Here is a 13,378-nt window from a genome sequence, read left to right on the forward strand (position 1 = left end):
AGGTCAGGTAGCCACGCTCTTTACCCAGGACAATCAGGGTTTTCAGGCGGGTACGGCGTGCCTCGGCATCCAGTGCCTGGGTAGCGGGATCTTTAGGGGTTTCGACTTCGTTGATTCCGAGTTCTTTATCTAAACTTTTATCTGCTTTGGGTCTGGCCATGGCCGATTCCACCTCTAAAATGGTTGTTGTCGAATGCTGATCAACACTGCTAGACAGATCATTCGATATAACATTACGGGAAACCCTTTATTTTACCAGATTTATGCACGTTTTTTAAGCACACTCTCACGGTTTTTCGGGTGACATCAGGTTAGCGTTTACTGGTTAATTGCCGCAAGGCCTCACGCTCAGCCTCAGACAGCGCAGAAAAAGGCTTTTCAGTGAGCTGCCCCAGTAGGGATTTTTCTCGCGCCATCAGCGCCATGTCTGATAATTGGGTGCATGCGCCCTCAAATTCAAGCGTAAAGTCCAGTGTCTCGTCCAATAAAGACAATTCGCGGTGCAATTGGTGTCGCAAACCCTCTGAAATATACGGCGTGATCATTTGCAGCAAGACCACGGGCCGGGATTCGGGCTTGGCCATGGCGGCTTTCACCATCACGCGCAACATCTGCTCCTCGTCACTTTCGCCCGTAATCTGGTCCAGCAATTCCAGTTTTGCCCATTGCGGCCGCATGAGCAACATCAAAGCCAGCCTAACGTGAAGCGACAGGGGCGTACGCGCACGCTGACGCAAGGCTTTCTGCTGCGTTTTAGCCGGGTTTGGCAGCTTGAGCATGCGCTGCATTTCGCCACCAGCCAGCCCCGTCATTTCGGCCACTTTTTTGCGCAGCAGCATCGCATAACGCGGCGCCTGAATCTGTTTGAGGATAGGCTCGGCATCATTTAAAAACTGCACTTTATCCTCTTGCGAAGCCAGTGGGTTATGTTCGCTTAAGTGCTGGATAATATATTGCGATAGCGGCATGGCTTTATCCATTTCCGCCTCGAACGCCTCTTTGCCAAACTCACGTACAAAGCTATCCGGGTCATGCTCGGCAGGCAAAAATAAAAAGCGCAATTTCACACCATCTTTAATCGCTGGCAAAGCGTTCATGACTGCGCGCCAGGCCGCCGTACGTCCGGCCTTGTCGCCGTCAAAACTGAATACAATCTCGTCCGTTTGACGCATCAGCTTGGCAATATGAAACGGCGTGGTTGCTGTACCTAACGCGGCGACCGCATATTCGATACCATATTGCGCGAGGGCCACGACATCCATATAGCCTTCAACCACCAACACGCGGCCAGCATCACGGATGGCACGCCTCGCCATAAACAGGCCATACAATTCATGGCCCTTTTGAAACACCGGCGTTTCTGGCGAGTTGTAATACTTGGGGCTATCTTCAGGGTTAATCACGCGCCCGCCAAACCCGATCACTTCGCCTTTCTGGTTGTGAATGGGGAACATGATACGGTCACGGAAGCGGTCGTAACGGCGGCCTTGCTCGTTTTGCACCACCAGGCCTGCCGTTTCCAACGGTTCTGCGTCATACTGAGGGAAGACTGTTTGCAAGTTTTGCCAACCGGCCGGAGCATAGCCGATCTGGAATTTGGCTGCCACCTGTCCACTCAATCCACGCGCTTTCAGGTAATCAATCGCCCGCGGTGATTTTTTAAGTTCGGCCTTGTAATAATTAGCCGCTTGCTGCAAAGTCTCCTGCAAACTTAACAACACGGCTTTTGAGGCAGGCGCAGGCTGGTTTGGGTCGCGCTGTTCTTGCGGCACAATCATGCCGACCTGCCTGGCCAGGTCGTGAATCGCCTCCACAAAACTCAGGCCGTTATACTCCATGAGAAAGCTCAAGGCCGAGCCATGCGCACCACAGCCAAAACAATGGTAAAACTGCTTGGTCGGGCTCACGGTAAAGCTGGGGGATTTTTCGTTGTGAAAAGGGCAACAGGCCGAGTAATTCGCCCCGGCTTTTTTCAGTGGCACTGCCTTGTCGATGACTTCGACAATATCTACGCGATTAAGCAGTTCTTGAATAAAACTTTCCGGGATCATAAATGCAAGTATCGCTTATGCAGGTTAAAAAAACAAAGGGCGCCAATGCGCCCTCTTGCTTCATGCCTACGTGAGCAGATTATCCTAACGCCGCCTTGATCAGGCCTGACACTTTTGCCATATCGGCCTTGCCCGCAACCAATGGTTTCACTGCACCCACCACCTTGCCCATATCCTTGGCACCTGCGGCACCAGTCTCGGCCACCACCTTGGCAATGATGGCGCTGATTTCTTCTTCACTCAACTGCGCTGGCAAATAAGCCTGCAACACTGTCACTTCAAATTTTTCCTGATCCGCCAAGTCCATGCGATTCGCCCCTTCAAACGCAGCGATCGAGTCACGACGCTGTTTGAGCATTTTTTCAATGGCCGCAATCACAGCATCATCATCGAGCTCAATACGTTCATCCACCTCACGCTGCTTAATCGCAGCTTGCAGCAAACGGATCACGCCCAGCTTTTGCATGTCTTTTGCGCGCATGGCGATTTTCATGTCTTCGGAGATTTGTGCTTTCAGGCTCATATCGTGACTTGGTCCGGATAAATGTGGGCTGTATAAATAGCTAAAGGTTGCGGAAACCCACAACCTTTGCATCATCGGTTAACCAAAATGCGGTTAACCGTTCACTTCCACTAAAAATTAGTAGAGTTTTGTTGGCAACTGTTGGTTGCGCAGACGGCGGTATTGACGCTTAACCGCGGCAGCCGCTTTACGCTTACGCTCCCAAGTTGGCTTCTCGTAGAACTCGCGAGCACGCAAGTCGTTCAACAAACCGGTTTTCTCAATCAAACGCTTGAAACGGCGCATTGCAACGTCAAACGGTTCGTTCTCTTTCACACGAATAGCGGTCATGTAAATCCCTATCCTTCAAATATTGGTTAGACAATGGTGCTTGCGGATTGATGCAGCACTGAAAACCGCGTATTCTATCGCGCTTATTTGGATTTATCAATCCTTTCTGCAAAAAAACGTATGCGAGACTTATCTTAGATGTTGGTATTGGGCATTGAATCCTCTTGTGACGAAACCGGCGTGGCGTTATACGACACGCGCCGCGGATTGCTGGCGCACGCCCTGCACTCACAAATTGACATGCATGCAGCCTATGGCGGCGTCGTACCCGAACTGGCCTCACGTGACCACATACGCCGCGCACTCCCACTCACACAGCAAGTATTGTCGCAAGCGGATAAATCTCTACAAGACATCGAAGGCATCGCTTACACGCAGGGCCCCGGACTGGCGGGCGCTTTGCTGGTGGGCACCAGTATTGCGCAATCGCTCGCTATGGCCCTTAACGTGCCTTCTGTAGGTGTGCACCACCTGGAAGGGCATTTACTGGCGCCTATGCTGGAAGAAAATCCGCCAGCATTCCCGTTTGTTGCCTTGCTGGTCTCGGGTGGTCACAGCCAGCTCATGCGGGTCGATGGCATTGGCCAATACGAGTTACTCGGCGACACGCTGGACGATGCTGCCGGTGAAGCGTTTGATAAGACCGCCAAACTGTTGGGCCTTGGCTATCCCGGCGGCCCCGCAGTCTCAAAACTGGCCGATCAAGGTAAGTCACACTTTCAGTTGCCCCGCCCCATGCTGAACAGCAAAGATTTAAATTTCAGCTTTAGCGGCCTCAAAACAGCAGTGCTGACCTTGGTAAATAACCAGCCTGAACTAGATGATGAAACAGTTAAAGATATTGCCTGGGAATTTCAGGAGTCAGTCACCGAGATATTGGTGCATAAATGCATAAAGGCGCTCAAACAAACCAAACTTAAACGTCTGGTGGTTTCGGGTGGCGTGGGTGCCAACAAACGGCTGCGAACCAGATTAAATGAAGCCGCTACAAAACGCGGCTTTAGTGTGAGTTATCCACGCCTGGAATTCTGCACTGATAACGGCGCCATGATTGCCTTTGCCGGTGCCATGCGCCTGCACGCCATGCAGCCAGGCAAGCAGGATTACAGCTTTAGCATCCGGCCGCGCTGGGACTTGGCTGAGCTCAAAGTGCCTGCTTAAATCTTAGCCTGATTATTTCTTGCCAAATCGGCTTTCAGTGCCTGCCAACAATTTTTCAATATTGGACTGATGGCGAATAATCAAAAACGCAGACATCACCACCACAACGGCTACATATACCGGGTAAGGTGACAGGAACTGCCAGGCAACCACAGGCGCCAATACAGCAGCGACCAGGGCAGACAAGGAAGAAATACGGCTGATTAAAAACACCGCTAGCCAGACGGCAACCACACTCAACGCCAGCCAGCCCGAAAAGGCAATCATCACCCCCAGCGCCGTCGCCACCCCTTTACCGCCTTTAAACTTATGGTAAATCGGGTACAAGTGGCCAACAAACACCGCCAACCCCACCAGCGCCACCACATCCATGAGCATGCCAGCCTGCAGCGCCAACCAGGTCGGTAGCCAACCTTTAAAGGCATCCCCCAGCAAAGTCAAAATCGCGGCGGATTTTTTACCACTACGCGCCACATTGGTCGCACCGATATTGCCGCTGCCCACGGTACGCGGATCAGGCAGGCGATACAGCTTGCTGATGATGATGCCAAAGGCAATCGAGCCGATGAGATACGCTGCCACAATCCACACCAGCGCTTCAATATCAAAACCAATTTCGTTCATGCGTTTAATTCCACTGAAGTACAGCCGCTTATGCCAGCCACTGCACGATGTTGTATGATGCCGAATCATACTGGATTCCGGCCTGCGCGGAAATAAAAGGACACTGATTCATGGACACAATTTTTCTAGAACAAGTTAAGGTGCAAACCAAACTGGGGGTGCCTGAATGGGAGCGCACCGTGCCGCAAACAGTGATTCTGGATATTGAAATTGGCTATGACTTTAGTAAAGCCTGCCAGAGCGATGCGATTGGAGACACCATTGATTATGGTCAGGTGGTCGCGCGCATACGGGAGATATTAGCCGAGCATAGTTTCAAACTGGTTGAGGCGCTAGGTGAGCATGTCTGTCAGCTGATTTTGCAGGAATTTAAGGCGCAGAATGTGAAGTTGAAGGTGAGTAAACCGGGAATATTGCCGGGGTTGAAATCGCTAGGAATTGTGATTTCTCGGACCGCTTAATTCACCCTTAAGGCTTAAAGTTTTTTCGCCTCTCGGCGAGTTACTTTCTGTTGCTTGCCCCACAGAAAGTAACCAAAGAAGAGGGCACCCAGCCATCACGGCCTGACGGCTCTCTTGCGTTGTTGGCTACGGCCGCTACGCTTAACATTGCTGCGCAAGTTAGCCTACGCCGTAACAGACTGCTTCGCAGTCTTAGTTATCAACAAAATAAGCCGGTCACGAAACTCAACCTGGCAGCTTATAAAAATCATAAGCTGCTGCGGGATTCGGACAGTCGCTCCCTTCTCCCTTACTTTGTCTCCGCTACTCAGCGTGATGGGATGGGATTTATCTCGCCAAAGCCACACTGTTGAAGTTTGGACGGTTGGAAAACACCAATTCTTTTATTCACTCCAATGAGGGTGGTGCTCGCATGGTGTTCTGGCCCCCATCTGACGCGCCGAGCAACGCAGGCTTGGCGGGCGTTGTCGGCCATCGGCTGTTCGAATCCCGCAGTCGCTCACGCTTTGTGTGAGCTGCCAGGTTGAGTTTCGATGGCCGCCCGGCAAGCCGAGTAGCACAGGGAACAAGCGGAAGCTGGGGTGCACTTTCTTTTGGTTACTTTTTCTTTGGGCAAGCAAAGAAAAGTAACTCGCCAACAAGGCGAAAAGCAGTAACACCTATTAAAGCACAAACCTAACAATGACTTTATCAAGCCATCCCAACCAGGACCTTAACGCCCCGCCTTCAACCACCGCCCCACCCACGTTTCCGGCATTTCCGTCCCCGTCACTAGGTAATGCAAAGTTTTAATATCATGCATGACAAAACGCTGGATAGATTTCGCCTGGTCCAACCCGCAACACAAAATCGTATCCCCCACCTGCAAGGGCACAGACAACTCAGGTAGTAGCATCTTTTGCTCACCTCGCACCAGCATCAGTGGCACCACCGGCATTTCATGCCGTTGCTGCCCGACCGGGCGCATCATCAAATGTTTGAGCGCAGGCTGTATACCTTGCTCCATCAGCGCGCATACCGCCACCGCCATGTCGCCGGCAATTGTAATATCCCAGGTATCAGGCACTTGCTCGCCCAGTTTTGAAACGAGTTGTGCAATCACGGCATTGGCCCAGGCGTTACCTTGCTGTCTGGCAGTGACTAAAAAGTCGGCCAGCATCGGCGATACCATATAAGACAAACAGGTGTGCGCAATGACATCGCTGGGCTGCATGGTGATATCGGCATTAAAGTGCTGAAACAGCGGATCGTTATGCCGTTTGTTTTTGCGGATGATGACGAACAGCTTGGGATTCAGTTCTAGCGCCGTCATGACGATAGACAAATTGTTAATATCATTGTCGGTCCCAGCCACGATAGCCACCGCATGTTCTACCCCGGCCTGCTGCAAAATATGTGACTCCACCCCACTGCCGATAATACAGTCGTCACATTGTGTGCCTTGTGGGTCTGCCTCAATAATGGTGACATGCATGCCGTCATTTTGCAGACTGTTGACCACAGACTTGCCAAAGCGGCCGAAGCCACAGGCTATCCAATGCCCTTGCGGTACAGGGGCGGGCGTGGCAATCGCATCGCCCGGGGCGCGGGTCAGCCACTCATGCAACAAATAGGTACCGAGTGCATTGAGGCGCATGGCCAAATGCTCACCAAAAATATGGTAGGGGTTAATAATGCGGTCGGTGCCAAATGAGGCCATATTGGCGGCAATCACATCATTTTGTACGCGGGCCAGCACCGGCAACTCGGGTTTGATCAATTTCACAGCCACCGAAATCGCCAGATTGGCATGGTCGTCATCGGTTAACGCCGCCACCCCACGACACATCGGATTTTTAATGCCGGCATACAGCAACACTTCGGCTAACTTGGCATCTGCGCACAAATGCGGGATATAAAATTGGTAATCGGTCATTTCCAGTTCGTTGATACGCTCCGGCGAAATCTCGAGCACCACCACGCGTAATTCGTTTTTATCCAGCGCCCGCACCAGCTCGCCACCGGTCTCGCCATAGCCGCAAATCAGGTAAAACGGCTCCATCAGATTACGCACATCGCGCTGAAATAGGGCGTTTTTAAAAGCCAGTTTTAAGGCGGACTCCTGCAATAGCGCAATAATGGCACCGATGGCATAGAACCAGGAGATGACTGTGAGGTAAATCGAAAATGTCATCCACAAACGCTGCTGCGTGGTGAACGGGTAGGGGATTTCACCAAAACCAATGGTGGTGGCGGTGTAGCTCAGAATATAAAACGCATCAAAAAAATTGTAGCGATAAGGCTGGCTATGATTATCCACGCCAGGAATCAGCACAAAACCAATCATGGCGATGGCATAACTGATGATGACCATCAGCAACGGCGCGCGCATGCGCCGCAAAATCAGGAAGATAATCTGATTGAGACTCACAACTGTCTCCGCGCCAACACTAGCGGCGCAAGGTCACGGTTTCGTAAATCAGCAAAACCACAGAGGTGATATTGGCCAAAAAAGCACCGCCAGACAAAGAAACAATGCCCACAATCACTTCGGGCTCGGCGCCCTTGCTACCTGCCACCACCCAGATAATCGCGGCGGCAATCAGCTGTATGTCCGCCACCAGACTGGTCGCCAGGTGAATCGCGCCAATTTGGGTACGGTCACCAAATTTGAGCACGGTGGCAATTAAGTTCACCACAATCGCCACATATAACTCGTAATGCAAATGGTGTTGCGGATTATCAATTTCACCGACAAAAAAACCGAAATTGAGTGTCATGGCCAGAATAATAAAAAAGCCAAAAATCACTTTTTCCAGATTCATTACGTTTCCCCGCGCATTGTTTTATGGCATTCTACCCGATTAAAATTTGTTTACCGCGATGTTTTTTATGTCGAAAATTACTGTGCCTGCCATGCGCGTTTTAATTACCGGTGCCTCCAGCGGCCTCGGTGCCGCGCTGGCAACGGCCTATGCGGCACAATACGGCAGTCAGCTACAGCTCGCCTTGTGCGGTAGAAACGAGGCGGCTTTGCAAGCCTTGGCCGCTCGCTTAAACCAGCAATATCAGGCCACCTGCGTGACTTATTGCGTCGACGTGCGTGTCGCCGCGCACATGCAATCCATGGCCCAGGACTTTTTACACCGCTTTGGCACCCCGCATATTGTCATCGGCAATGCCGGTGTCAGCCGCGGCACCTTAACCGAATTTGCCGAAGACATTCCGGCATTTCAAGCCGTGTTTGAAACCAACGTCATGGGCTTGGTACACACCTTTCAACCCTTAATCGAAGCGATGAAAACAGCGGCCAACCAAGGCGAGCCAGCACAACTGGTCGGTATTGCCAGCGTCGCCGGTATCCGCGGCCTGCCAGGCTCCAGCGCCTACAGCGCCAGCAAGGCCGCCGCCATCACCTATTTGGAAAGCCTGCGCGTCGAAATGCAGTTATACGGCATCGCCGTCACCACCATCGCCCCCGGTTATATCCGCACGCCGATGACCGATATCAACACCTATCCGATGCCATTTTTAATGGACGCGGATGTGTTTGCCCGCAAAGCTTTGCGGGCGATTGCCGCCCAACGACGCTTTACCGTGATTCCGTGGCAAATGGGCTTCGTCGCCCGCCTGATGCGCTTATTGCCCGCATGCGTGTGGGACTTCATCACGAAAAAAGCCCCGCATAAAGCGAGGCTTTAATCACAACCCTGAAGAGATTAGGTCAAGTCTTTAATCGTTTCGGTAGCGCCATTGGTTTTCACCGACGCAATGCCATTATCACGCCCAGCTTCGGCAGAATACATCTGGCTGGTGCCAATCACCTGGCTATTGCCTGCCAACAAATTAAAATAAGGACGGCCATCTTTAGCTGTTAGCTTCTGATAGCGCTCATCCAAAGGGCTGTTTTTCTGCACAGACTCAATGCCGTTTTGTGCCGCCGCTTTAGTGGTGTATTGCTCACTTTTAAGAATCTGCTCACCATTACCCGCCTTCAATGCAAAACTGAATTGACCGTTCGCATCACTTTTTGTTAATTCAAACCAACCTGCCATTGCTCGCTCCTCTGTTTTATTATCGATAAAAAATTTTTACAACAAATTCCAGTTCATCTTGCGATTTTTGTGCATTTTTGTAAAGAATCGCCTTTTTTAAAGGTGCTCTAAAACCAGTGGTGTGGATGATTTACAACATCACCAATCAGCAATCATAAAAAAGCCCACTCAATCGAATGGGCTTTTAAGTTAACGCGTAATCGGTTTGTAGCGTATACGTTTGGGTTTCGCGCCTTCTTCACCCAGCCGTTTTTTCTTGTCGGCTTCGTATTCCTGATAGTTACCGTTAAAGAAGGTCCATTGTGAATCGCCTTCTGCGGCCAAAATGTGGGTGGCGATACGATCCAAGAACCAGCGATCATGCGAGGTGACCAGTACGCAACCGGCAAACTCCAGCAGGGCGTCTTCGAGTGCTCGCAGGGTTTCTACGTCGAGGTCGTTAGAGGGTTCATCCAACAGCAAGACGTTTGCGCCAGAAATCAGCGTTTTGGCCAAGTGCAAACGGCCACGTTCACCGCCTGACAGTTGACCAACCACTTTTTGCTGATCGCCGCCTTTAAAGTTAAAGCGGCCGATATAGGCGCGGCTAGGCATTTCAAATTTGCCTACGCTCAACATATCCAGACCACCAGAAATCGCTTCGAAGACAGTTTTATCGTTATCGAGGCCATCACGGGTCTGGTCTACCGCGGCCAATTTAACGGTTGGGCCGGTGATTATTTCACCGCTATCTGGCTGTTCTTGGCCTTGCAGCATGCGGAACAGGGTCGATTTACCGGCACCGTTCGGGCCGATGACACCTACGATGGCACCAGGAGGGATGCTGAACGATAAATTATCAATCAACAGGCGGTCACCGAAACCTTTGGAGACATTGTTAAACTCAATGACCTGGTTGCCCAAACGCTCACCTGGCGGAATAAAGATTTCCTGGGTTTCGTTACGGCGCTGGTATTCGACGCTGGACATTTCTTCGTAGCGGGCCAAACGCGCTTTGCTCTTGCTTTGGCGCGCTTTTGCACCCTGGCGTACCCATTCCAGCTCTTGCTTCATGGCTTTGCGGTGGGCATCTTCCTGCTTTTGCTCCAGCGCTAAGCGGTCTTCTTTTTGCTCCAGCCAGCTGGAGTAATTGCCTTTCCACGGAATGCCTTCGCCACGGTCCAGCTCCAGAATCCACTCAGCCGCATTATCGAGGAAGTAGCGGTCGTGGGTGACAGCCACGACAGTGCCTGGGAAGCGCACCAGGAACTGCTCCAGCCACTCGACAGACTCTGCATCCAGGTGGTTGGTCGGCTCGTCCAATAACAGCATGTCTGGCTGCGACAACAATAATTTGCATAAGGCTACGCGGCGTTTTTCACCCCCAGACAATGGACCAATCATCGCATCCCACGGCGGCAGACGCAGCGCATCGGCAGCGATTTCCAGCTGTTGCTCGACATCACTGCCACTGGCGGTGAGGATATTTTCGTATTTGGCCTGCTCTTCTGCCAGCTTGTCAAAATCGGCATCCGGCTCGGCATAGGCGGCATAGATTTCTTCGAGCTTTTGCTTGGCTTCCATAATCGCGCCCAGACCTGCTTCGACCTCCTGGCGCACGGTTTTGTCAGGATCCAGCTGCGGCTCTTGCGGCAAATAGCCGATAGACAGATTCGGCTGCCATTGCACTTCGCCTTCGTATTCTTTATCGGCACCGGCCATGATGCGCAACACGGTAGATTTACCAGAACCGTTTAATCCCAGCAGGCCGATTTTGGCGCCAGGAAAAAACGACAAGGAGATATTTTTAATAATTTGCCGCTTGGGCGGCACGATTTTGCTCACGCGGAGCATGGACATCACATATTGGGCCATGACAAATGGGTTCCAGAGTCTTGATCAAAGCGGGTATTTTAACCCAGAGCGCGGCTCAGAAACGGTTTTGTTTTTGCCGCCGATGCACGCGTATAAACGCAGATAAAAAATATTTCTGATGATATTGGTTACGCTAATAAGTTGACTGCTGTATGGACTGAAAACTTGTTAAGCCGTAAATTAACCATTCGTCCATGAATTCTATGCAGCGACCTCAACCAGGCAAAATCTGCGTTTATCCGCGTGCATCGGTGGCAAAGAGGTTAAAAAACAAAAAGGGCCTGACGGCCCTTTTTGATTTCATGGCAGCTTAAGCGGCCACGCGCTGTTCAATCAATGTAGGATTGGCTTGCGATTGGGTGCCAATCTCAATTTTGCGCGGCTTTAATGCCTCGGGAATTTCACGCAACAAAGCAATGGTGAGCAAGCCGTTTTCGAGGTGAGCGCCGGTCACTTTGACATGATCGGCCAATTGGAACTTATGCTCGAAGTCACGCGTGGCGATACCACGGTGCAAAAAGGTGGTTTCTTGCTCTTTTTTAGCTTTACGGCCAGTCACGCGCAAGGCTTGGTGTTCAGTTTCAATCTCCAGCTCATCCTGCTGGAAACCAGCGACGGCCATCACAATTTTGTAGGCGTTTTCGTCGACCAGTTCGATGTTATAGGGCGGGTAGCTGATGTCGTTTTCGCTACGCTGATTTTCGTTGAGCATTTTGGCTAAACGGTCAAAACCAATCGCGGTTCTGTAGAAAGGGCTTAAGTCATAAGTACGCATAGGTTGATCCTTGTAAAAATAAAGCGATTAACATGATTGCCAGACCTCAAACTGCAAGCATCTGTATGTTTAATATGGGAATACGCTTTATTTTTTCAAGAGCCACACATGCGCTTAAATACCCAAGGCCTCCGTCCAGGCCAGCGCATCCACATGGCATTGGTTAACCTTTTCTGGGTTTAACTGCAGCATGGCCGCCAACTGCACTATCTCCTCACTATTGGCGTCTTCGCAAGCTTCGGTCAATTTGAGGAAAGGCCCAAAAATACCCTCACGCTTGGTCAGCGCATCGACAATCGGCTCTGGTAACTGCAATTTCTCCAGCACGTTTTCCATGGGCACTTTCAGCATGACATCCAACAAGGAAAATACACCCACCACAAACAAATTATCCCGGTCGCGTTTTTCAAAGAAAGGCTCACCTAGCAACTCAGTCAGACGCCCACGGATAATGGAGGTTTTCATCAAGGCAGGCGAGCTGCTGTTATTGCCTGCCGTGACCATCAGCAAGGTTAACCAGCGATACAGCTGGTTACGGCCCAAAATGGTCAAGGCATGATTAATTGACTGCACTTCGCAAGACAGTCCAAAACCAACAGAGTTGATGTACCGCAGCAATTTGTAGCTGAGCGTGGTGTCGCGCTTAAAGCCATTTTCAATGGTTTTATTGTCGGCTTCCTGGCTGACCAGATTGAGTAAATGCAACACACCGTCAAAACTGGGGTTAATGACTTTGCTATTGAGATTCTCAGGTTTGGCGTAAAAATAGCCTTGAAAAAACTGAAAGCCAGCCTCTAGCAAACTGCTAAATTGCGCGTTTTGCTCGACTTTTTCAGCAATCAGCTTGCAGCCGGTGCTTTGGTATTTTTTTAGCCAGAGCGTGGCTTGCCCAATCTCTACCTCACGCATGTCCAGCTTGATGTAGTCCGCGTAAGGGATCAGCGCCTCGAGTTGCGGGTGATGTTGCGGGTTATCCAGCGCAATTTTAAATTTGTTTGTTTTGAGCTCACGACAACGCGTAATGATCTCCGGGGTGACATCGACGGTATGCACCACCTCTAAAACTGTTTTTTCTGCTGGCATCAACTCCAGAAACACGCTATTGAGCATGACATGGTCGACGTTGATAAAAGCCAGTTGTTGCCCTAGCAGCCAGTTGTCCTGCATTTCATCAATGGTGGTCGAGAGGATTTTGGCGCAGGTTTGAATATCCTCTTCAAAAGGCGCATTGCCGCCAGGATTATCGTTCCTGAAAAAAAACTCGTAGCCAATGATTTCTTGTTGGCTGTTAACAATCGGCTGGCGGCCGATAATACTGTGTTGCGACGTGGTCATGACGACATTCCTGATTAGCATCCAATAACAGTGTAAGCGAAAAGCACGCGGTTATTCACATGAAAAACCCTAGAAATAATACGGTATCCCTAGAATTGACGGCTTAACAATTTCATTACTCGCGTGATGCGAGCCAGGCACTTGCGCTTTCGGCGCCGGTAGTCTGGCGACCGCCATTAAAAACAACGCCGCCTCGATTCAATTACAAAAACAAACCACCAATACTCAAA

At 50.8% G+C, this 13,378-nt stretch carries 13 protein-coding genes; 3 read left to right on the forward strand and 10 right to left on the reverse strand.

Going from position 1 to position 13,378, the window contains the following annotated elements; all coding sequences use genetic code 11:
- Positions 1-311: 311 nt before the first annotated feature.
- The 3 genes from dnaG to rpsU form a co-directional block, all read right to left on the reverse strand.
- Positions 312-2,051 (reverse strand): DNA primase, encoded by a 1,740-nt coding sequence (dnaG, locus tag E6Q52_RS04025; protein WP_287033877.1) that lies wholly within the window; start codon positions 2,049-2,051, stop codon positions 312-314.
- A gap of 79 nt (positions 2,052-2,130) precedes the next feature.
- Positions 2,131-2,574 carry a GatB/YqeY domain-containing protein gene (locus tag E6Q52_RS04030; RefSeq protein WP_287033878.1) on the reverse strand — a complete coding sequence of 148 codons (444 nt, stop codon included), beginning with the start codon at positions 2,572-2,574 and terminating at the stop codon, positions 2,131-2,133.
- Positions 2,575-2,691: 117 nt separating this feature from the next.
- A complete protein-coding gene (gene rpsU / locus E6Q52_RS04035) occupies positions 2,692-2,904 on the reverse strand; it encodes a 30S ribosomal protein S21 (protein ID WP_018987466.1) in 213 nt (70 codons plus the stop codon).
- 138 nt (positions 2,905-3,042) lie between these two features.
- Here rpsU and tsaD point away from each other — a divergent pair, with 138 nt between their 5' ends.
- The gene (gene tsaD / locus E6Q52_RS04040) at positions 3,043-4,065 is read left to right on the forward strand and encodes a tRNA (adenosine(37)-N6)-threonylcarbamoyltransferase complex transferase subunit TsaD (protein ID WP_292818820.1); all 1,023 of its coding nucleotides are present in this window, start codon (positions 3,043-3,045) and stop codon (positions 4,063-4,065) included.
- A 12-nt stretch (positions 4,066-4,077) separates the two neighbouring features.
- Here tsaD and plsY read toward each other — a convergent pair whose 3' ends face one another.
- On the reverse strand, positions 4,078-4,689 hold the full coding sequence (plsY, locus tag E6Q52_RS04045) for a glycerol-3-phosphate 1-O-acyltransferase PlsY (RefSeq protein ID WP_292818822.1): 612 nt from the start codon (positions 4,687-4,689) through the stop codon (positions 4,078-4,080).
- A 110-nt stretch (positions 4,690-4,799) separates the two neighbouring features.
- On the opposite strand from plsY, the gene folB reads away from it, so the two are divergent.
- On the forward strand, positions 4,800-5,150 hold the full coding sequence (gene folB / locus E6Q52_RS04050) for a dihydroneopterin aldolase (RefSeq protein WP_292818824.1): 351 nt from the start codon (positions 4,800-4,802) through the stop codon (positions 5,148-5,150).
- A 712-nt stretch (positions 5,151-5,862) separates the two neighbouring features.
- Here the strand turns inward: folB and E6Q52_RS04055 are convergent.
- Positions 5,863-7,521 (reverse strand): TrkA family potassium uptake protein, encoded by a 1,659-nt coding sequence (locus E6Q52_RS04055; RefSeq protein WP_292819023.1) that lies wholly within the window; start codon positions 7,519-7,521, stop codon positions 5,863-5,865.
- A gap of 58 nt (positions 7,522-7,579) precedes the next feature.
- The gene (locus E6Q52_RS04060) at positions 7,580-7,954 is read right to left on the reverse strand and encodes a DUF6394 family protein (RefSeq protein WP_292818826.1); all 375 of its coding nucleotides are present in this window, start codon (positions 7,952-7,954) and stop codon (positions 7,580-7,582) included.
- A 58-nt stretch (positions 7,955-8,012) separates the two neighbouring features.
- On the opposite strand from E6Q52_RS04060, the gene E6Q52_RS04065 reads away from it, so the two are divergent.
- Positions 8,013-8,831: an SDR family oxidoreductase gene (locus E6Q52_RS04065; RefSeq protein WP_292818829.1), complete on the forward strand. Its 819-nt coding sequence runs from the start codon at positions 8,013-8,015 to the stop codon at positions 8,829-8,831.
- A 17-nt stretch (positions 8,832-8,848) separates the two neighbouring features.
- On the opposite strand, the gene E6Q52_RS04070 is transcribed toward E6Q52_RS04065, so the two are convergent.
- From E6Q52_RS04070 to E6Q52_RS04085, 4 genes are all read right to left on the reverse strand, one after another.
- The gene (locus E6Q52_RS04070) at positions 8,849-9,184 is read right to left on the reverse strand and encodes a YegP family protein (RefSeq protein ID WP_292818832.1); all 336 of its coding nucleotides are present in this window, start codon (positions 9,182-9,184) and stop codon (positions 8,849-8,851) included.
- A 189-nt stretch (positions 9,185-9,373) separates the two neighbouring features.
- Positions 9,374-11,038, reverse strand: a complete 1,665-nt coding sequence (gene ettA, locus E6Q52_RS04075; RefSeq protein WP_292818835.1) for an energy-dependent translational throttle protein EttA — start codon at positions 11,036-11,038, stop codon at positions 9,374-9,376.
- Positions 11,039-11,348: 310 nt separating this feature from the next.
- Complete coding sequence (locus E6Q52_RS04080; protein ID WP_292818838.1) at positions 11,349-11,813, reverse strand: Hsp20 family protein; 465 nt, start codon at positions 11,811-11,813, stop codon at positions 11,349-11,351.
- Between the two features lie 114 nt (positions 11,814-11,927).
- Positions 11,928-13,148, reverse strand: coding sequence for an EAL domain-containing protein (locus E6Q52_RS04085; protein ID WP_292818841.1), 1,221 nt, complete (start codon positions 13,146-13,148; stop codon positions 11,928-11,930).
- Positions 13,149-13,378 lie beyond the last annotated feature (230 nt).

Source organism: Methylophilus sp. (genome assembly GCF_008015755.1).
GTDB lineage: Bacteria > Pseudomonadota > Gammaproteobacteria > Burkholderiales > Methylophilaceae > Methylophilus.